We start from the raw sequence: 19126 nt of genomic DNA on the forward strand, positions 1-19126 counted from the left end.
GACAATTATCGGACAAAGTTGTCCGTTAAATGTCCGCAACCGGCCTATCCCATGGCGTGGCCATGGGCAAAAAAGCCAGCGGTTTCCGGCAGCGGCAAAGCCTCTACAGGTCGGTCAGCGGCAGCAGCTGGCGGCGGCTGTCAAAGCGCCGCGACTGGCCGTCCAGAGGATCGGTGAAGGCCAGGCTGCGCGCCAGCAGCTGCAGCGGGCGCGAGTAGTCGCCCTCGGGCATGTCATGCACTTCGGGATAGAAGCCGTCGCCCCACAGCGGCAGGCCCAGGGCGGCCATGTGCACGCGCAGCTGGTGGCGCTTGCCGCTTTCGGGCTCCAGCCGGTAGCGCGCCCAGGGGCCGCGCTGCTCCAGCACCTGCATGTGGGTGCGGGTGTTGGGCGTGCCGGCCACCTCGTGCATGCGAAAGAAATGGCCGCTTTCCTCCATGCGGCTTTCATGCGTGCGCGGGAAAACCACGTCCTCGCGCCAGGGGGCCACGGCCTCGTAGGTCTTGTGTATGGCGCGGTCGCGGAACAGCGCCTGGTAGATGCCGCGCGTGGCGCGCTGCACCGAAAACACCACCAGCCCCGCCGTATCGCGGTCGATGCGGTGGATGGGCGACAGCTCGGGCAGGTCGAACTCGCGCTTGAGCCGCACCAGCAGCGTCTGCTGCAGGTACTTGCCGGCCGGTACCACGGGCAGGAAATGCGGCTTGTCGGCCACCAGCAGATGCGCGTCGCGGTGGAGGACCTCGGCCTCGAAGGGAATGGGCGGCTCGGCCTGCAGCTCGCGGTAGTAGTAGTAGCGCAGGCCCGGCGCAAAGGCCGTGCCTGCATCGGCGGCGCGGCCATGCTCGTCCACCACCTCGCGCAGCGCCAGGCGCCGCAGCCAGTCTTCGCGCGCCACGGCCGGCAGGCGCTCGGCCAGAAAATCGATCAGCAACCCGCCGCCCTGGCTGGGCAGCACCACGCAGCTGGGGCTGACGCCGTCGCGTATGGGAAGAACCTTGGGGTCGTGGGCGTTGTGCATGGATTCCTGCCCTCAGCGCTTGTGCAGCGCTGCCCACTCATCGGGCGTCACGATCAGGCCGGGAAAGCTGTCTCGCAGCGCCAGAAGGTCGCCGTCGCCGGTGATGAGCGCCTGGGCCCGGCCCACATGCGCCAGCACCAGGAACACCTGGTCCTTGTCGTCCCGGCACAGCGGCAATGCAGGCCAGGGCTGCGGCAGTGTGACGACATCGGCCCAGGGCAGGAAATCCTCCAGCAAGGCCTGTTGCTCGGCCGTTGACAGCTTGAACTTCGGGTAGGCGAGCACACGCAGCAATTCGCTGGCCGTTTCCCTGCAGACCAGGGGCTTCAACTGCTGGTGCTGCCAGGCCCGGCGTATCCACGCAAGACGGCCGGACGTGAACAGCAATGCCGAGAGCACGACGTTGGTGTCCAGGACGACACGCATCATTTGCGCGCCCAGGAGGTCGCCTCCTGCACATCCTCTTCGGTGATGCCCATCTGCTGCAGCTTGTCGCGGACGGCCTGTGCGCGCTGGACACGCTGCACGTGCACGGGCGTGAGCACGATGCGGCCGTTTTCCACAGCCACCTCGAAATACTCGGCGGCCTCCACCTCGGACACCACGGCCTTGGGCAGGGTGATCTGGTTCTTCGACGTCAATTTGGCAAGCATGGCCGGCTCCTGCAAATCAGAGAAAACACGGAAATCTTACTTCCTTACTTCATTCCTCTGCGTCTCACCGGGGTTCTTCACCTGGCGAGGCTGGCCCGCTCAGTCCACTCACGCCGTTCAACCCGCTGTCCGCCGTCACCAGCACGCCCGCCGAAACGATGTAGTCGGCCGCGCTTTCGATGTCTCCGCGCAGCGCCTCCTTGGCGGCGGGCGCATCGCCGCGCCGCAGGGCCTCGACCAGGCGCGCATGGTGGCCGACCGCCACCTGTTCGCTCACGCGGCGCGAGCCCGAGCGCATGTCGTGGTTGAGGATGGGACCTATGCGCAGCCACAGCGCCTCGATCATCTGCAGCAGCATGGGCATGCCGGCCGCGCTGTAGACGGCGAAGTGGAAATCCTTGTTGAAGGCGATGAGCCGCGCGCCGTCCGGCGAGGCGCTGGCCATCTCGGCCGCAAAGCGGTCCTGCAGGGCGGCGATGCGTTCCAGCCCGGCGGCCGGCAGTTGCCGGGCCGCCTGCTCCGTGGCCAGGCCTTCGAGGTTGACGCGGATGCGGGTGATCTCGCGGAAGGCGCTTTCCGTCATCAAGGGCACGCGCAGCGCGCGGTTGGGCGTGAGTTCCAGTGCCTGCTCGGCCACCAGCCGGTGCACGGCCTCGCGCACGGGCATGACGCTGACGCCCAGCGCGCTGGCCGTGGTGCGCAGCGAGATCTGCTCGCCCGGAATCATCTGGCCCGTGATCAGCAATTCCCTGAGCTGTGCATAGACATCGCTGCTGAGGGTCTGCCGTTTGAGTGGGGTGACTAGTTCGTTGATGGCCATGGCGGCGATGGTAGCGCGGCGCCGCCGCTGTCATGCCTCATAGGGTATTCACCATATTTGATCTGTGATCACAGATACAAAATACAAACCCAACCCGAATCCCTTTCACCTTTGTTTGAGTTCCCAAGGAGTCCCCGCATGTGGAAAAACGATCTTCTGGCCGGCCAGCGCGTCCTGGTGACGGCGGGCGCCGCCGGAATCGGCCTGGAAATCAGCCGCGCCTTTGCCCAGGCCGGCGCGCGCGTCATGGTCTGTGACGTGGCCCAGGCCAGCCTGGATGCGCTGGCTGCCGCCCTGCCCGGCGCCAGCGGCCGTCTTGCCGATGTGTCGGATGCCTTGCAGGTGCAGGCCCTGTTCAAGGCCGTGGACAACGAGTTGGGCGGCCTGGACATCCTCGTCAACAACGCCGGGGTGGCCGGCCCCACGGGCGCGGTGGAGACGCTGGAGCTGGCCGACTGGCAGCGCACGCTGGATGTGAACATCACCGGCGCCTTCCTGTGCACGCGGCTGGCCGTGCCCCGGCTTCGGCAATCGGCACGCGAGGGCCGGCAGGCGGCCATCGTCAACCTGTCTTCGGCGGCAGGCCACCTGGGCATGCCGGGCCGCTCGGCCTATTCGGCGTCCAAGTGGGCCGTGATCGGTTTCACCAAGTCGCTGGCGCTGGAGCTGGGCGCCGACGGCATCCGGGTGAACGCCATCCTGCCGGGCGCCGTGGACGGCCCGCGCATCCGCGATGTGATTGCCGCCAAGGCGCAGGCGCGCGGCCTGCCGCTGGAGGACGTCACGCGCAGCTACACGCACCAGGCCGCGCTGGGCCGCATGGCCACGGCGCGCGACATTGCCAACATGGCCGTGTTTGCCGCCAGCCCGCTGGCCGGCCATGTCACGGGCCAGGAACTGGCCGTCGATGGGCTGACCCAGGCGCTGAGCTGAGCGCCCTCTCCTCGTCCTCCCCCCACCTCTACTCCTCTCGCCTTTTTCACCGTTCGCAAGGACCTTCCATGGCCACCCGCACCAAAGCCATCATCACCTGCGCGCCCACGGGCGCCATCCACACGCCCAGCATGTCGCCCCACCTGCCGGTGACGGCCGAGCAGATTGCCCGCGCCGCCATCGATGCCGCCGAGGCCGGCGCCGCCATCGTGCACCTGCATGCCCGCGATCCGCGCGACGGGCGCCCTTCGCAGGACCCTGAGCTGTTCCGCCCCTTTCTCAAGGCGATCCGTGCCGAGAGCGATGCCATCGTCAACATCACCACGGGCGGCAGCCCGCACATGACGGTGCCAGAGCGCATGCGGCCCGTGACCGAGTTCCAGCCCGAGCTGGCCTCGCTGAACATGGGCTCGATGAACTTCGGCCTGTTCCCCATGCTGGAGCGCTTCCCGAACCTGGAACACGCCTGGGAGCGCGAGCACCTGGAAAACAGCCGCAACCTGGTCTTCAAGAACACCTTTGCCGATATCGAAGGCATCCTGCGGCTGGGCCAGGCCCAGGGCACGCGCTTCGAGTTCGAGTGCTACGACATCAGCCACCTGCACAACCTGGCGCATTTCGTGGACCGGGGTCTGGTGCAGGGGCCCGTGTTCGTGCAGTCGGTGTTCGGCATCCTGGGCGGCATCGGCGGCCACCCGGAGGACCTGATGCACATGCGGCGCACGGCCGACCGCCTGCTGGGCAGCAACTACCAGTGGTCCATCCTGGGCGCCGGGCGCAACCAGCTGCCGCTGGCCACCATGGGCGCGGCCATGGGCTCGCATGTGCGCGTGGGGCTGGAAGACTCTCTGTGGATAGGCCCGGGCCAGCTGGCCACCTCCAGCGCCGAGCAGGTGCGCCGCATCCGCACCGTGCTCGAGGCCCTGAATGTCGACGTCGCCACGCCTGACGAGGCGCGCCGGATGCTGGGCCTCAAGGGTGCGGCCAACGTGGCCTTCTGAACCGCCTTCCCGGGCCAGCCCCCATGCCACCGAACAGGAGACTCCCATGCAGATCGATATCGTCGCCGACCTCAAGACCACGCTGGGCGAAGGCCCGCTGTGGGACGTCGGGCAGCAGCGCCTGTACTGGATAGACAGCTTCGACGGCCGCATCTTCCGCTGCACGGCCGACGGGCGGGAACTGCGCGCCTGGGAAGTCGGCCAGAAGATTGGCTCCATGGCACTGCGCCGCGACGGCCGCTCGGCCCTGGTGGCGCTGCACGGCGGCGTGCACACGCTGGACCTGGAAAGCGGCGAGCTGGAGCTGGTCGTCGCCCCCGAGCCCCACCTTCCCGGCAACCGGCTCAACGACGGCAAGGTGGACCGGCAGGGCCGCTTCGTCTTCGGCTCCATGGACACCCTGGAGGAGCAGCCTTCGGCACGGCTGTACCGGCTGGACACGGACCTGAGCCTGCATGTGCTGGACGAGGGCATCATCTGCTCGAACGGCCCGTGCTGGAGCCCGGACGGCACGACGCTCTATTTCTCGGACACGTGGAGCGGCGAGATCCGCGCCTACGACTACGACACGGCCACGGGCCATGCCAGCGGCCGCCGGACCTTTGCCCCGGTCGACACCAGCGGTGGCGGCGCGGCCGACGGGGCCACGGTCGATGCCGAAGGCTGCCTGTGGCAGGCCCTGGTGTACGCGGGCCAGCTGGTGCGCTACACGCCGGACGGCAGGGTGGACCGGGTGATAGAGATGCCGGTGCGCAAGGTGACCAGCGTGATGTTCGGCGGGCCCGGGCTCGACACGCTGTACGTCACCTCCATGGGCAAGCCGCCATTGCCGCGTTTCCCGGGCGACGGCCAGTCCCGCGGCGCGCTGTTTGCCGTCAAGGGGCTGGGCGTGCGTGGCCTGCCCGAGCAGCGCTTCGGCGCCTGAGCACGGAGCCGGGCATGCAGGCCCGGAGCCTTCGCACCGCAACGCCGCCCGCCCCGCGAAGCGGCGCCTTCATCCACACAACAATGAAACGGCACCCACCGCTGGTGCCCGGGAGACCGCCATGGCCCAGGCCCCGCGCGCTTCGCTGCGCCAGATCCACCGTTATTCATGGGTATCCCTGCTGGTCTGCTGGCTGATCTGGGTACTGAATGCCTACGACCGCGAGATCGTGCTGCGGCTGGGGCCGACCATCTCCCGGCACTTCGGCCTGTCGGCCGACGAATGGGGCACGGTGGCCACCATCGTGATGCTGGCCCTGGCCGTGCTGGACATTCCCGGCGCGATCTGGAGCGACCGCTACGGCGCGGGCTGGAAGCGCGCACGCTTTCAGGTGCCCCTGGTGCTGGGCTATACGGCGCTGTCGTTCGCCTCGGGCTTCAAGGCGCTGAGCGGCAGCCTGGCGGGCTTCGTGGCGCTGCGCGTCGGCGTCAACCTGGGCGCCGGCTGGGGCGAGCCCGTGGGCGTGAGCAATACCGCCGAGTGGTGGCCGGTGGAGCGGCGCGGCTTCGCGCTGGGCGCCCACCACACGGGCTATCCGGTGGGCGCCATGCTCAGCGGCCTGGTCGCCGGCTTTGTGCTGTACGCCTTCGGCGAGGAGAACTGGCGCTATGTGTTCTTTGTCGCGCTGGTCGTCGCCATCCCGCTGATGTGGTTCTGGGCTCGCTACTCCACGCCGCAGAAGATGGAACTGCTGTATGCCGACATCGCCGCCCGGGGCATGACCCCGCCGCAGGCCAGCGTGGCGGCGCAGGTGGAAAAAGGACAGGCCTGGCGCACCCTGCGCAGCACGCTGGCCAACCGCAGCATCGCCCTGACGGCTGGAAACACCCTGCTCACGCAGGTGGTCTACATGGGCATCAACGTGGTGCTGCCCGCCTACCTCTACAACATCATGGGCCTGTCGCTGGCCGAATCGGCAGGCATGAGCGTGGTGTTCACGCTCACCGGCATCCTGGGCCAGCTGGTCTGGCCGGCTCTGTCGGACGTGATCGGGCGCCGCGTCACCCTGGTGATCTGCGGCCTGTGGATGGCCGCCAGCGTGGGCGCCTTCTACTTCGCCGACACCATGGCCCTGGTCGTGGTGATGCAGCTGCTGTTCGGCCTGGTCGCCAATGCGGTCTGGCCCATCTACTACGCGGTGGCCTCGGACTGCGCCCAGCCCGCGGCCACCTCCACGGCCAACGGAATCATCACCACCGCCATGTTCTTGGGCGGCGGCATCGCGCCCGTGCTGATGGGCAGCCTGATCTCCCTGGGCGGCGGCTGGACCAGCCCCGTCGGCTATGCCCTGTGCTTCCTGGTCATGGCCGGCTGCGCGCTGGGCGGCGTGGCCCTGCAGCTGGGCACGCGCGGCAACGCCGCCTCCACCGCCACCGCCTGACCCCGCTTTCATCCACCCATCTTTCCAAGGATTTGCCATGGTCCATCACCCATCGCCCTCCCCTGTTCACGCGCCGCCCGCACGGCCGCAGCCTGCCGCCGGCGACAGGCAGTCGCTGCTCAACGCCCGCATCTTCCGCAGGCTGATGCCGCTGCTGGTGCTGTCCTATGTGATCAGCTTCATAGACCGCACCAACATCGCGCTGGCCAAGTCGCACATCGAGGTGGACCTGGGCATCTCGGCGGCCGCCTACGGCCTGGGCGCGGGGCTGTTCTTCCTGAGCTACGCCCTGCTGGAAGTGCCCAGCAACCTGATCATGCACAGGGTGGGCGCGCGGTTCTGGATCACCCGCATCATGGTGACCTGGGGCCTGCTGTCGGCCGGCATGGCCTTCATCACCGGAGAGACCTCGTTCTACGTGATGCGCGTGCTGCTGGGCGCGGCCGAGGCGGGGCTGTTCCCCGGCGTGATGCTGTACCTGACCTACTGGTTCGGCCGCGAGGAACGGGCCCGCGCCATCGGCTACTTCCTGCTGGGCGTGTGCATTGCCAACATCCTCAGCGGCCCCGTGGGCGGCGCGCTGCTGCAGATGGACGGCTTCCTGGGCTGGCACGGCTGGCAATGGATGTTCGTGATCGAGGGCCTGCCCGCCGTGGCCCTGGCCTGGGTGGTCTGGAAGAAGCTGCCCGACGGCCCGGCCAGCGCGCCCTGGCTGACGGCCGCCGAATCGCGCGAGGTACTGCAACGCCTGCAGGCCGAGCAGGACCAGCAGGCCAGCGCCGGCCAGGTGGGCCACTCGCTCCGGGACTGCCTGCGTGACCGCCAGATCTGGCTGGCCATCCTTGTCTACTTCTGCCACCAGATCAGCATCTACACCGTGATCTTCTTCCTGCCCGGCATCATCGGCACCTACGGCCAGCTCTCGCCGCTGCAGATCGGCACGCTCAACTCCGTGCCCTGGATCGCAGCGGCCATCGGTGCGGCCTGGCTGCCGCGCTTTGCCACCCACCCGCAGCGCTGCCGGCGCATGCTGCTGGCGGGCCTGGGCACCATGGCTGCAGGCCTGCTGCTGGCGGCGCTGGCGGGCAAGGCCTCGCCCGCGCTGGGGCTGCTGGGCTTCAGCCTCACGGCGCTGATGTTCTTCGTGGTGCAGTCCGTCGTCTTCCTGTTCCCGGCCTCGCGGCTGGCGGGCGCGGGGCTGGCGGGCGGCATTGCCCTGGTCAATACCTGCGGACTGGTGGGCGGCTTCATCGGCCCCACCGTGATGGGGATGATCGAACAGGCCACGGGCAGCACCCGCAACGGCCTGTTCATCATGGCGGGCCTGCTGGTGGTGGCCGCCCTGGCATCGACCCGCCTGCGGCAGGGCCAGGAGACACGGTGATGACAGCGCTTTTGCCGCGGCAGGCCGCGCTGTAGGCCAATCTCCTGTATGCGGGCCTGCCGGCTGCCCGCCAGCGCGTCCCGGACCTTGGCAAGCGGTTTTGCGGCGCTAGGATGGACCGAACACCATTTAGCGGCCCCCTGCGCCATGACCGACACAGCGACCGACAGCTCCCCCACGCCGGCCTCCAAGCCCACACCCCGCCCGCCGCGCCGCCGCTGGCTGCGCATCCTCGTGTGGATGGTCTCGGCCCTGGTGCTGCTGCTGGCGCTGGTCGTGGTCCTGATTGCCACCTATGACTGGAACCGCGCCAGGCCCTGGATCAATGAGCGCGTCAGTGAAAGCACCGGCCGGCATTTCGCGATTGAAGGCGACCTGCGGGTGCAATGGAACTGGCCCCAGCCGCTGGACCAGGGCTGGCGTCACTGGATTCCTGGCGTCACCGTCCAGGCCGAGCAGCTGACGCTGGGCCAGCCCGAAGGCTGGCAGGTGGAGCAGGAGCCGGCCAAGGGCAGTGGCGAGCTGCCTGCCCTGCCTGCGCCGCCCGACCAGTTGAACAAGGGCCGCCTGCCCGAGGAGAAAGCCAAGGAACAGCCCAGGGGAAAGGCGAAGGACAAGGACTCGCAGGCCAGCCCTTCCGCGCCCAGTATCGACAGCGACAGCATCGTCCTGGCCGACGAGAAAATGGCCCCTCCCCCGCGCGACGCCGCCACCATGGCCACGGCAGCCCGCGCCACGGCCAGCCTGCGGCTGTGGCCGCTGCTGGGCCGGCACGTGCTGCTGGACCATCTGCAGCTCGAAGGGCCTGACCTGGTCTTTGCACGGCGCAAGGACGGCAGCAACAACTGGACTTTCAAGCGCCCCGAGTCCACCGGTCCGCGCTGGCGCTTCCAAGTGACGCAATTGAGCCTGCGCGGCGGCCTGGTGGGCTGGAGCGATGGCGTGCGCCAGATGGCAGTGCGCGCACGCCTGGACAGCCTTGTACGGCCGCCCAGTCCAGACTTTCCGTATGGCATGCGCGTCGGCCTGACCGGCCGCATCGCCAAGGCCACGGTCGAGGCCCAGGGCCTCATCGGCCCCGTGCTGGACCTGCAAAGCGAGCAGGCACGCTTTCCGGTCAAGCTGTGGGCCCATGCGGGCAGCCTGCGCGCACGGGCCGAGGGCATTCTCGACAATCCCAGGGCACTCAAGGGCATGGACCTGCAGGTGCACCTGCGCGGCTCCAGCATGGCCGACCTGTTCCCACTGACCGGCCTGCTGCTGCCGCGTACACCGCCCTTCGACACCAACGGCCATCTGGTCGGCAGCCTGCAGCCCGGCCGCGCCGAGTGGGACTACGAAAACTTCGAGGGCCGCGTGGGCCAGAGCGATCTGCGCGGCTCGCTGCATTACGCATCCGGCAAGCCCCGGCCCAAGCTCAGCGGCGAGCTGGCATCGCGCAAGCTGCGCCTGGCCGACCTGGGGCCGGTGGTAGGAGCACCGTCCACCAGGCAGGACCAGAAAAGCCGGCAGGCGGCCAGCGGCAAGACCCTGCCCACGCAGCGCTTCGACACCAGCAAGTGGAATGCCATGGATATGGATGTGCACTTCCAGAGTGACCGCATCGAGCGTCCCCAGGCCCTGCCCATCGAGAACTTCAGCGTACATGCCGTCATGGACAACGGCGTGCTGCGCCTGGCGCCGCTGCGCTTCGGCATGGCCAAGGGCAAGCTGGACCTGCAGGCCATGGTGGACAGCGGCGCCAAGCCGCCCAAGGCCAACCTCCAGGGCAAGGTCCAGGGGCTGCAGCTGTCGGCCCTGTTCCCCGAGATCGAATTGATGAAGAAAAGCCTGGGCAGCATGGATGGCGCCATCGCCCTGGAGGGCCGAGGCCAGTCCATGGCCGAATGGCTGGGCACCAGCTCCGGCGACATGCGCCTGTATGTGCGCGACGGGCGCTTCAGCAAGCAACTGCTGGACCTGGCCGCGCTCAACCTGGGCAGCGTGGTGGTGACCAAGCTGTTCGGTGCCGACAAGGAAGTCCAGCTCAACTGCGCCGTGGCCGACCTGTCCGTGCAGAACGGCCTGGCACGCACGCGCAACGTCAAGTTGGCGACGCCGGAGGCGATCGTGGAGGCCACAGGCCAGATCAGCCTGGCGCAGGAGACCATGGATCTGCACATCAAGCCCGAATCGCTGAAGTGGAAGTTCTTCTCGCTGCGCACGCCCCTGTATGTGCGCGGCAGCTTCGCCAACCCCAAGGTGGGCGTGGAGCCCGGCCCGCTGCTGCTGCGTGCGGGCGCGGCCGTGGCCGCCGCCGTGGTGGCGCCCGCCGCCCTGGCCCTGGTGCCGCTGACGGTGCCGGCTGCCGAGGAAGATGCGCAATGCCAGCGCCTGCTGGCAGACGCCGGCAAGAAGTAGGAAGGCCTGCCCGGCCTTCAGCTGCAGCGCGCCCTGGGAACGCCACGAACGGCCGTCCCCAGGCGCTGGCCAGCAAGACCATGATCACCGCGCGCCTATGTGAGCCGGGGCTTGGGCCAGCGTGCAGTCTGGCAAGAGTGGCAACGCCGACCGTGCGAGCCATCAGTACCATGAGGGCCACAGCCGTTGCGAACGGCGGCGGCGCACAGTGCATATGACCCGCCCCGCTGTAGCAGGCCATGCATTGCGTATTTCCCCTTAGCCCCATCGCGGCGCAGACCGTTGATTTCGCTTAACCTTCGCCGTTAACCCGCTTTTGCCGTGCCCAGCCCTTCTCCCATGTCCTCCAAAGTCCAGTTCCGCCTGCGCGTATACAACGACAGCACCATTGCCATCGGACCCGGCAAGGTGCAGTTGCTCGAATCCATCGCCGAGGCGGGCTCCATCTCGGCCGCAGCCCGTTCGCTGGGCATGTCGTACCGGCGCGCCTGGGTGCTCGTGGACGAGATGAACCGCGCGCTGCAGACGCCGGCCGTCAACACCAGCGCAGGCGGCGCCCATGGCGGAGGCGCCTCGCTCACGGCCACGGGCGAGGCCATCGTCAGGCATTACCGCTCCATAGAAACCACGTCGCGCATGGCGGCTGCGGCCGATATCGCAGCGCTGACGCGCCTGCTCAATCCCCAGGGCACCGCCAGCGCATGAGCGATGCCGCCGCGCAAGCCATAGGCTGCCGCCCCATCGGCCATGTGCGCAGCCGCTTCACCGATCCGGTGGGCATGCCCATACAGACGGCAGGCGCGGCCGACGAGGCCGGCCGCGTGGAGCTGCTGCCCGAGTTCGAGGCCGGGCTGCGCGACATCGAAGGCTTTGACTACCTGATCCTCATCACCCACCTGCACCAGGCCGTGGAAAAGCTGGAAGTCGTGCCCTTCATGGACGACAGCAGCCACGGCGTGTTCGCCACGCGCGCCCCGGCGCGGCCCAACCGGCTGGGCCTGTCCATCGTGCGCCTGGTGCGGCGCGAAGGACTGCTGCTGCATTTCCTGGGCAACGACATGCTGGACGGCACGCCCGTGCTCGACATCAAGCCCTACGTGCCCAGGCTGGACGTGCGCCAGACCGAGCGCATAGGCTGGTTCGGCAAGCGTATCGACCAGATGCCCGACATCCGCGCCGACGCCCGCATGGCCTGAGCCTGCTTCGGCAACAACGGCAACAGCCCTCAGTGGAAATTGCGGCTTGCCACGCCGGCGCCGCCCAGGCGGCCCAGCCAGCGGCTCATGTCGCGGGCGCGGTGCACGATGAGATGGCGCACGGCGGGCACCTCATGGCTGGCCTGCTCTGCAGGCACTGACTCGCCGCAGTCCTTGCCGCCGCCCCAGTCCGAGCTGCTTTGCCAGATGCCCTCGACCGCCAGCAGCCGCGCGCCCAGCAAGGGCTCGCCCCAGCGCGTGACGGTATCGGGCCAGACCACCAGGTTGACCGTGCCCGTCTCGTCCTCCAGCGTGATGAAGACCGTGCCCTTGGCCGTGGGCGGGCGCTGGCGCACGGTGACGATGCCGCAGGCCCGCACGCGCATGCCCGCCAGCGTGGCGCGCAGCTCCAGCGCCGTGCGCAGCCCGTGGCGGCGCAGGCGGTCACGCAGCAGGGCCAGCGGATGGCGGCGCAGGCTCAGGCCCGTGGCCGCGTAGTCGAACAGGATTTCCTCGCCCTCGGGCGCGGCGGCCAGTTGCACGGGCGCCTCGTGCACGGGCACGCCCGCGAACAGCGGGGGCTGCACCTGCAGGGCCGCCGCATCCCACATCTGCTGGCGGCGGTGGCCTGACAGGCCCTGCAGCGCATCGGCCGCCGCCAGGGCCTGCAGCTCGGCGCGCTGCAGCCGGGCGCGCAGGGCCAGGTCCTCGGTGCTCCTGAACGGCGCCTGCGCGCGGACCTGGGCCACGCGCTCGCCCGAAGTCTTTGGCAGCTGCGCCACCATGCACAGCCCCAGGCGCACGGCCGGCTGCGGCAGCTCGACGCCGGCAATGCGCTCGTGCGGTGCCTCCAGCGTGCAGTCCCAGTCGCTGTGGCGCACATCGACGGGCAGCACGCGCACGCCGTGCCGGCGCGCATCCTGGATCAGTTGCGAGGGGGTGTAGAAGCCCATGGGCTGGGCATTGAGCAAGGCCATGAGGAAACAGGCCGGCTCATGGCGCTTGAGCCAGGCGCTGGCATAGGCCAGCATGGCGAAGCTGTAGGCATGGCTTTCAGGAAAGCCGTATTCGCCGAAGCCCAGCATCTGGCGGAAGATGGCCTGGGCAAATTCGGCGCTGTAGCCGTTGGCCAGCATGCCGTCTATCAACGGACGCTCGAAGCGGTGCACGCCGCCCTTGCGCCGCCAGGCCGCCATGGAGCGGCGCAGCTCGTCGGCATCGCCCGCCGAGAAGTTCGCCGCGATCATGGCGATCTGCATCACCTGCTCCTGAAAAATGGGCACGCCCAGCGTGCGCTTGAGCGCCTTCTCGAGCGCAGGCTTTTCCAGAACCAGCTCGCCGCCCTGCCGCCGACGCTCGCGCGCCTGAAGATAGGGATGGACCATGCCGCCCTGTATGGGGCCGGGCCGCACGATGGCGACCTCGACCACCAGGTCGTAGAACTCGCGCGGCTGCAGCCGGGGCAGCATGCTCATCTGCGCCCGGCTCTCGATCTGGAAGGTGCCCACGGTGTCGGCGCGGCAGATCATGTCGTAGGTGGCCGGGTCGTCCTTGGGGATGTCGGCCAGCTCCCAGCGCGGGCCGCGCAGCGCGGCGCGCGCGTGCAGGCTGCCGCGCAGCACGGTGAGCATGCCCAGGGCCAGCACATCGACCTTGAGCAGCTTCATGGTGTCCAGATCGTCCTTGTCCCACTGGATGACCGAGCGGCCCTCCATGGCGGCCGGCTCCACGGGCACCAGCCGCGTCAGCGGCCCGTCGGTCAGCACAAAGCCGCCCACGTGCTGGCTCAGGTGGCGCGGGCTGTCGCGCAGCTGCAAGGCCAGCTCCAGCCACAGCCGCGCACGCTGGGGCGACAGTTGCGGGCAGTCGTCGCCCAGCCGCTCGCGCAGCCGGGCCAGGCGCAGCAGCTTGGAGCGCACCCAGCCCAGGGCGGGGTCATCGGGTTCGGGCTCCGGCTCGGCCGCCTGGTCCTCGGCATCGCTGAACCAGTGGTGCTGCCGGGCCATGGCGTCGATCAGCACCGCATCCACGCCCAGGGCCTTGCCCGCGTCGCGCAGCGCGCCGCGCGTGCGCCAGCAGCTGACCACGGCCGTCAGCGCCGCACGGCCGCGGCCGTATTTTTCGTAGATGTACTGGATGACGGTCTCGCGCCGCGCGTGCTCGAAGTCCACGTCGATATCTGGGGGCTCGCTGCGCTCGCGGCTGATGAAGCGCGCCATCAGCAGCGTGGTCTTGTTCGGATCCACGGCCGTGATGCCCAGGCAATAGCAGACGGCCGAGTTCGCGGCCGAACCGCGCCCCTGGCACAGGATGCCTTCGCTGCGCGCATAGCGCACGATGTCGTGCACGGTGAGAAAGTACATCTCGTAGCGGCATTCGGCGATCAGCTCCAGCTCATCCTTCAACTGCTTGGCGACCGATTCGGGAATGCCTTGCGGATAGCGCCCCGCCGCTCCCTGCCAGGTATGCCAGGCCAGGGTCTGGCGCGCGTCCATGCCGGGCAGCACGCTTTCCTGCGGATAGTGGTAGCTGATCTCACTGAGCTTGAAATCGCAGCGCGCGGCAATCTGCAGGGTTGCATCCAGCATGGCGCGCGGATAGATGCCGCCCAGCCGCAAGCGTGAGCGCAGATGGCGCTCGGCATTGGGATGCAGCTCGAAGCCGCATTCGGCCACCGTGCAGCCCAGGCGCAGCGCCGTCACCAGGTCCTGCAGCGGCTTGCGCGAGCGCGCATGCATGTGCACGTCGCCGCATGCCACGCAGGACAGGCCCATTAACCCTGCCACGTCCTGCAGGCTTTGCAGCCACAGGCTGTCGTCGGGCGCCAGCAGCAGCTCCACGCCCAGCCAGCAGCCCGGCCCCAGCTGCGCCACGGCGGCCTGCACGGCCTGGGCGATGGCGGGCACATCGCCGGCTGGAAGCAGCGCGCGCTGTGGCAGGACGATGCATTCGCAGCCTTCACGCAGCAGATGCCAGGGGCTGTCGGCATCGACCAGGTACCGGCCCTTGTCGGCACGGGCGCGCGCTGCGCTGATGAATTCGCAGAGGTTGCCCCAGCCGTTCAGATCGCGCGCCAGCGCCACCACGCGCAGCGGGCCCCAGGCAAATTCGCTGCCATGGATCAGGGCCATCTCGCAGTCGCGCGCGGCCTCGAAGGCCCGCACGGCGCCGGCCACCGAGCATTCGTCGGTCAGGGCCAGCGCCTGGTAGCCCAGGGCCTTGGCGCGCTGCACCAGTTGGGCCGGCGAAGAGGCGCCGCGCAGAAAGCTGAAGTTCGACAGGCAGTGCAGCTCCGCATAGCCGGGCAGGCCCGGGCCCGATGCCATGCCGGACACCGGCCCGGTGGCCTGGGGCGGGGGCTGCAGCCGCTGCAGCTGCGGGGGCGGCGGCTCCAGCAGGATGTCCTGTTCAGCCATAGATGCCTTGCGCAAACCAGGCGGCGGGCGACAGCAGGGCCGGCATGCCTGGCAGCCGCTCCGATGCAGGCGTGCGCTCGCGGTAGATCCAGACATGGCCGACAGCCGCGTTGCTGGCCACGAAATAGTCACGCACGGCCAGCGCAGCATCGGCCTGCGGCTCTCCCCACCAGCCGGCCTCCAGCCGATAGGGGCCGGCCAGCAATTGCAGCGGCCCCTGCCAGCAAGGGCGGCTGCCCTGCAGGAGCAGGGGCTGGGGCGGATCAAGCAGCCAGGGCGGCAGCAGGCCCTGCCAGGGGTTGGCCGCCTTGCGCGCGTGCGCGGGCCGCCGCGGTGCCTGCGGGGTCTGCAGGGCCTCGCAGGCCGGGGTCCAGCGCTGCATGGCCTCGGGCCGGTGGTCCGATTGCAGCTGCGCCACCCGCACGCCCTGCGCGCCACGGCGGGCCGAGACGCGCTCCACCCATTCATGCCAGGCCATGCCGCTGGCCGCGTCTGCCCCATCTGTCGCGCCTGCCGCCTCGCCCAGCGGCGCCGGACCGGGCGCGGCCGGTGGCAGGCAACTGCCGGCATCGGCCGCGAAAGGCGCGGTGTCCAGCGCCACCAGCTCCAGCATGTCCGCAGGCGCGCACCAGGGCGTGCGGGCCAGGCGTTCGCGCAGCAGGCGCTCCATGTGCTCCAGCGCCTGGGCGGGCCGGGCCGTGCGGATGTCCAGCGCTTCCCAGGCCGGCAGTTGCGTGCCGTCCACGCGCCGCAGATCGTGGTGCCAGCGCAGTTGCAGGCCCAGCACGCCCTGGTGGCGGGCCTGCAGCCAGGCCTGCAGCGCACGCAGCAGGGGCCGGGCGGCCTGCAGCAGGGCCTGGGCGTCGCTGGCCGGATAGCCCAGGTCGGCACGCAATGCAAAGTGCTCGGGCAGCTCCAGCCAGTCCAGCGCATGGGGGCTGCTGCCATAGGCCTGGTCCAGCGCCAGCAGGGCCGGCAGCCCGATGCGCCGCGCCAGGCCCGCGCGCGGCAGGGCGCGCAGCTCGCCCCAGCGGCGGCAGCCCATGCGCTCCAGGGCCGGCGCATGGGGTTGGAGCGCGGGCAGGGTCCAGATCGGCAGGGCATCGGCAGGCGGCCAGGGCTGGCGCGAATCCGTGCCCTGCATGCGCCAGCGCAGCCGGGCCAGCGCCTGCCAGGCCGTGGCGGCCCGGGCCCAGACCGGCATCTGCGGGCTGCCTGCCTGCCCTGTTTCAGGCTGCTGTTCACGCAGAGCGCGCAGCAGGCCCAGCAGCATGGACTGGCGGCCGCCCCACAGGCGCTCCACGCTGCCCACCTCCATCAGCGCCACGGCCTGCCCTGCGCCCTGCCAGACGGCCACGCGCGGCGTCCAGCGCAGGGCCCACCAGGCCTGCTGCGCGCAGGCACTGCCTTTGCCATCACTGTCGCCGTTGCCCTGGCCATCGCCCTGCGCGGCATGCAGCGGCCAGGCAATCCAGTGCAGTGCTTGGTTCGGCTGTGCCATGGCATCTCATCCCAGGGTGTGCGCTGCCGCCTGCAGGGCGGGCGCCTCGGCGGGCAGCAGTTGCCCGTGTCCATGAAGCCAACGCTGCGCCTCGCCGGCCTGCCGGGTGCGCCGCAGGGCCTGGGCCTGCAGCACGTCCTGCCAGGCCCAGTGGTGCAGCGGCAGTTTCAAGGGATGCTCCAGCGCGGGCCCCCGGCGCTTGAGCAACTGCACGCGCAGGCAGGCTGGCGTACCGCCTTCGCCCGGCACCCCCAGCTCGGTCTCCACGCGCAGCCGCAGCGGCGCGGGCGAGGCCACCGTCTGCAGGGAGGCCGAGGCCTCGCGCCACAGCCACAGAATGCGCCCCTGCGCAGCGGCCGCCCATTGCAGCCGGCGCAGCGTGGCCATGGGCAGACCGGCCGGCAGCCAGGCCAGCACGGCCAGCACGTCGCGGCAGCGCAGTGCCTGCTCACAGACCCAGGCCAGCCCTGCCCCATCGCCTGCCGGGTGGGTGCCGGGGTGGGTATCGGCCTCCACGCAGCACAGCCGGTGCGCCGCCACGCCTGCCGCTTCCAGCCCCGGTGCAAAAGGCCTGCAAGGCGGCGCCACCAGCACCACCTGGCCCGCGCTGCGCTGCATCAGAGCGGCCAGACCTGGCAGCAGCAGCGGCCACTCGGCATGGCCATGGGCGGGTTGCAGCAGCTCGACCATGGCGCCCAGCGGCCAGCCCCCGCCCGGCAATTGCGCATCCAGCAGCGCATGGCCCGAAGGCTGGACCCGCTGCTGCAGCGCCTGCTGCCAGCCATCGCCACGCCACACGCCCTGCAACTGAGGCAGCACACGCGCCGCGCCCGCCAGGGAGGCGGACTGCGCAGGTTGAAAGGCGTGTGTCGTGGTCATGGGGAATTCTCAAGATACTGTACAAATATACAGCACTCTTGATTTCCCCACAGCTCCACGGCCGTAAAAAAGCCGGGCAAGCCCGGCTGTCTCAATGCGCAGCTGTTGCCGCTGCCCCACCCGGCGGCGGCGTGGCGTCGATCTGCATGCAGGCTTCGCACCATTGCGCGACCGCCGTGTCCACGGCGTGGGTGCGGGCGTTGATGGCGGGCCAGCGGCGCAGGCAGGCGTTGACGATGGCCTGCAGCTGCCACAGGGCCTCGCGGCTGAGCAGGGCCAGCTCGCTCATGCCCTGCACGTCGTCCTTGAGGTAGGCCAGCAGGTCGGTCTGCTGGTTCGGGTGCAGGCCGGCCTCGGCCAGCTGCTTTTGCAGGCTGCCGATGCTGGAGTCGATGTAGACGGCCGCCTGGTGGTCGGGCATGGCCTGCCAGCGCTCGGGAAAGGCCTGGCTGAACGTGTCCCACATCTGGAAGGCGGCCGACAGCGCTGCCACGCTGTGCGTGACCTCGGCCTGCAGCGGCGGCAGCGGCGTGCCCGGCGAGATCTCGTCGTACAGCAGCGGCAGCAGGATGCCGACCAGATCGGCCGGATAGCGGCGGTGGTTCATGCGCAGCATCAGCGACAGGCGCTGGCCGGGCAGGTCCTGAAATTTGTCGAAGAAGGCCGAGACCACCTCGGCCAGCAACAGGATACGGCCCATTTTGGAGATGGCTTCGCCATGCACGCCGCGCGGATAGCCCGTGCCGTCCATGCGCTCGTGGTGCTCGAGCACGGCCATTTCCACGTCCTGCGAATACGCGCCCGCGCCCCGCATGATGAGCATGCCCGTGACCGAGTGCGCCACCAGGTGCTTGCGCTCGGCGCCCGTGAGCCGGTAGTTGGAGTCGGTCCAGGCCGGGTCCATGTAGAGCATGCCCACATCGTGCAGCAGGGCCGCCGTGGCCAGCGGGCCGCATTCACGCTCGCTCCATTCGCTTTGCAGCGCCAGGTAGACGGCCACCAGCATCATCTGCAGGCTGTGGGCGAACAGCTCGGGCCGCTGCTCGCGCATGACCGTGAGCTTGAAGGCGATCTGCGGCGGCAGCACCATCAGGCGCAGCGGCGCCAGCAGCCGGTCCGTGCCGCCCAGCGACTGCACCAGGCGGCGCATCAGGTCCACGGTCTCGCATTGCACCATGGCCTGGGCCTCGATGGCCAGCACGTCCACGCGGTTGTCCACGCCCAGGTGCTTGTCGATGGGGTCGCGCAGCTTGTGCTTGACCAGGCGCTCGTACATGTTGCTGTCGATGCGCGCGCCCTTGTCCACGAGCTTGACGCCCTTGTCGTTGAAGATGGGCTCGCCGGTCACCACGTTGCAATGCTCGGCCATGTCGGTGACGGCGCGCAGGAAATGCACGCCCTCGTCCTTCCATCCCTGCGCTGTCGGTGGATTGCGCACGGCCGCGACATCCGTCATAGAGGCTCCCATTGGCTCGAAATCTGAAATATAAGCAAAAGAGCCCGCGCAAGGCGGGCTCTTGTCGCGCAGGCCTGCACCAGGCAGGCACTGCACAGCA

Annotated in this window: 16 protein-coding genes; 8 read left to right on the forward strand and 8 right to left on the reverse strand. The window is 69.4% G+C overall.

Features of this window, described 5'->3' with window-relative positions; translation table 11 throughout:
- Positions 1-103: 103 nt before the first annotated feature.
- From ACF8LI_RS10640 to ACF8LI_RS10655, 4 genes are all read right to left on the reverse strand, one after another.
- Entirely contained in the window at positions 104-1021 is a 918-nt protein-coding gene (locus tag ACF8LI_RS10640; protein ID WP_123693696.1) for a pseudouridine synthase, read from the reverse strand.
- 12 nt (positions 1022-1033) lie between these two features.
- Positions 1034-1450 (reverse strand): putative toxin-antitoxin system toxin component, PIN family, encoded by a 417-nt coding sequence (locus tag ACF8LI_RS10645; RefSeq protein WP_012206055.1) that lies wholly within the window; start codon positions 1448-1450, stop codon positions 1034-1036.
- On the reverse strand, positions 1447-1674 hold the full coding sequence (locus tag ACF8LI_RS10650; RefSeq protein ID WP_012206056.1) for an AbrB/MazE/SpoVT family DNA-binding domain-containing protein: 228 nt from the start codon (positions 1672-1674) through the stop codon (positions 1447-1449). Before ACF8LI_RS10650 ends, ACF8LI_RS10645 begins: the two co-directional genes overlap by 4 nt.
- Before the next feature lie 64 nt (positions 1675-1738).
- Complete coding sequence (locus tag ACF8LI_RS10655) at positions 1739-2494, reverse strand: GntR family transcriptional regulator (RefSeq protein ID WP_392412624.1); 756 nt, start codon at positions 2492-2494, stop codon at positions 1739-1741.
- 138 nt (positions 2495-2632) lie between these two features.
- On the opposite strand from ACF8LI_RS10655, the gene ACF8LI_RS10660 reads away from it, so the two are divergent.
- From ACF8LI_RS10660 to tsaA, 8 genes are all read left to right on the forward strand, one after another.
- Entirely contained in the window at positions 2633-3427 is a 795-nt protein-coding gene (locus ACF8LI_RS10660; RefSeq protein WP_338500535.1) for an SDR family oxidoreductase, read from the forward strand.
- A 68-nt stretch (positions 3428-3495) separates the two neighbouring features.
- On the forward strand, positions 3496-4428 hold the full coding sequence (locus ACF8LI_RS10665) for a 3-keto-5-aminohexanoate cleavage protein (protein WP_197943630.1): 933 nt from the start codon (positions 3496-3498) through the stop codon (positions 4426-4428).
- Positions 4429-4474: 46 nt separating this feature from the next.
- On the forward strand, positions 4475-5353 hold the full coding sequence (locus ACF8LI_RS10670; protein WP_017403842.1) for an SMP-30/gluconolactonase/LRE family protein: 879 nt from the start codon (positions 4475-4477) through the stop codon (positions 5351-5353).
- Positions 5354-5474: 121 nt separating this feature from the next.
- Complete coding sequence (locus ACF8LI_RS10675; protein ID WP_392412625.1) at positions 5475-6794, forward strand: MFS transporter; 1320 nt, start codon at positions 5475-5477, stop codon at positions 6792-6794.
- Between the two features lie 37 nt (positions 6795-6831).
- Positions 6832-8178: an MFS transporter gene (locus tag ACF8LI_RS10680; RefSeq protein WP_017403840.1), complete on the forward strand. Its 1347-nt coding sequence runs from the start codon at positions 6832-6834 to the stop codon at positions 8176-8178.
- A 147-nt stretch (positions 8179-8325) separates the two neighbouring features.
- A complete protein-coding gene (locus ACF8LI_RS10685; protein ID WP_392412626.1) occupies positions 8326-10578 on the forward strand; it encodes an AsmA family protein in 2253 nt (750 codons plus the stop codon).
- A gap of 339 nt (positions 10579-10917) precedes the next feature.
- Positions 10918-11283, forward strand: a complete 366-nt coding sequence (locus ACF8LI_RS10690; RefSeq protein WP_016446251.1) for a winged helix-turn-helix domain-containing protein — start codon at positions 10918-10920, stop codon at positions 11281-11283.
- Positions 11280-11774: a tRNA (N6-threonylcarbamoyladenosine(37)-N6)-methyltransferase TrmO gene (tsaA, locus tag ACF8LI_RS10695; RefSeq protein ID WP_016451588.1), complete on the forward strand. Its 495-nt coding sequence runs from the start codon at positions 11280-11282 to the stop codon at positions 11772-11774. Before ACF8LI_RS10690 ends, tsaA begins: the two co-directional genes overlap by 4 nt.
- Before the next feature lie 29 nt (positions 11775-11803).
- Here tsaA and ACF8LI_RS10700 read toward each other — a convergent pair whose 3' ends face one another.
- From ACF8LI_RS10700 to ACF8LI_RS10715, 4 genes are all read right to left on the reverse strand, one after another.
- Entirely contained in the window at positions 11804-15190 is a 3387-nt protein-coding gene (locus ACF8LI_RS10700) for an error-prone DNA polymerase (RefSeq protein WP_392412627.1), read from the reverse strand.
- Complete coding sequence (locus ACF8LI_RS10705) at positions 15183-16691, reverse strand: Y-family DNA polymerase (protein WP_392412628.1); 1509 nt, start codon at positions 16689-16691, stop codon at positions 15183-15185. Before ACF8LI_RS10705 ends, ACF8LI_RS10700 begins: the two co-directional genes overlap by 8 nt.
- Positions 16692-16697: 6 nt before the next feature.
- Positions 16698-17570, reverse strand: a complete 873-nt coding sequence (gene imuA / locus ACF8LI_RS10710) for a translesion DNA synthesis-associated protein ImuA (RefSeq protein WP_392412629.1) — start codon at positions 17568-17570, stop codon at positions 16698-16700.
- A gap of 91 nt (positions 17571-17661) precedes the next feature.
- Positions 17662-19026, reverse strand: a complete 1365-nt coding sequence (locus ACF8LI_RS10715) for an HD-GYP domain-containing protein (protein WP_392412630.1) — start codon at positions 19024-19026, stop codon at positions 17662-17664.
- Positions 19027-19126 lie beyond the last annotated feature (100 nt).

Origin of the sequence: Delftia sp. WSY_12 (assembly GCF_043104645.1) — a bacterium.
Classification (GTDB): Bacteria; Pseudomonadota; Gammaproteobacteria; order Burkholderiales; family Burkholderiaceae_C; genus Comamonas; species Comamonas tsuruhatensis.

What these genes read in the sequence shown, in the direction of transcription:
- ACF8LI_RS10640 (WP_123693696.1), bottom strand. Translation starts at nt 1,021, where the DNA reads ATGCACAACGCCCACGACCCCAAGGTTCTTCCCATACGCGACGGCGTC.
- ACF8LI_RS10645 (WP_012206055.1), bottom strand. Translation starts at nt 1,450, where the DNA reads ATGATGCGTGTCGTCCTGGACACCAACGTCGTGCTCTCGGCATTGCTG.
- ACF8LI_RS10650 (WP_012206056.1), bottom strand. Translation starts at nt 1,674, where the DNA reads ATGCTTGCCAAATTGACGTCGAAGAACCAGATCACCCTGCCCAAGGCC.
- ACF8LI_RS10655 (WP_392412624.1), bottom strand. Translation starts at nt 2,494, where the DNA reads ATGGCCATCAACGAACTAGTCACCCCACTCAAACGGCAGACCCTCAGC.
- ACF8LI_RS10660 (WP_338500535.1), top strand. Translation starts at nt 2,633, where the DNA reads ATGTGGAAAAACGATCTTCTGGCCGGCCAGCGCGTCCTGGTGACGGCG.
- ACF8LI_RS10665 (WP_197943630.1), top strand. Translation starts at nt 3,496, where the DNA reads ATGGCCACCCGCACCAAAGCCATCATCACCTGCGCGCCCACGGGCGCC.
- ACF8LI_RS10670 (WP_017403842.1), top strand. Translation starts at nt 4,475, where the DNA reads ATGCAGATCGATATCGTCGCCGACCTCAAGACCACGCTGGGCGAAGGC.
- ACF8LI_RS10675 (WP_392412625.1), top strand. Translation starts at nt 5,475, where the DNA reads ATGGCCCAGGCCCCGCGCGCTTCGCTGCGCCAGATCCACCGTTATTCA.
- ACF8LI_RS10680 (WP_017403840.1), top strand. Translation starts at nt 6,832, where the DNA reads ATGGTCCATCACCCATCGCCCTCCCCTGTTCACGCGCCGCCCGCACGG.
- ACF8LI_RS10685 (WP_392412626.1), top strand. Translation starts at nt 8,326, where the DNA reads ATGACCGACACAGCGACCGACAGCTCCCCCACGCCGGCCTCCAAGCCC.
- ACF8LI_RS10690 (WP_016446251.1), top strand. Translation starts at nt 10,918, where the DNA reads ATGTCCTCCAAAGTCCAGTTCCGCCTGCGCGTATACAACGACAGCACC.
- tsaA (WP_016451588.1), top strand. Translation starts at nt 11,280, where the DNA reads ATGAGCGATGCCGCCGCGCAAGCCATAGGCTGCCGCCCCATCGGCCAT.
- ACF8LI_RS10700 (WP_392412627.1), bottom strand. Translation starts at nt 15,190, where the DNA reads ATGGCTGAACAGGACATCCTGCTGGAGCCGCCGCCCCCGCAGCTGCAG.
- ACF8LI_RS10705 (WP_392412628.1), bottom strand. Translation starts at nt 16,691, where the DNA reads ATGGCACAGCCGAACCAAGCACTGCACTGGATTGCCTGGCCGCTGCAT.
- imuA (WP_392412629.1), bottom strand. Translation starts at nt 17,570, where the DNA reads ATGACCACGACACACGCCTTTCAACCTGCGCAGTCCGCCTCCCTGGCG.
- ACF8LI_RS10715 (WP_392412630.1), bottom strand. Translation starts at nt 19,026, where the DNA reads ATGACGGATGTCGCGGCCGTGCGCAATCCACCGACAGCGCAGGGATGG.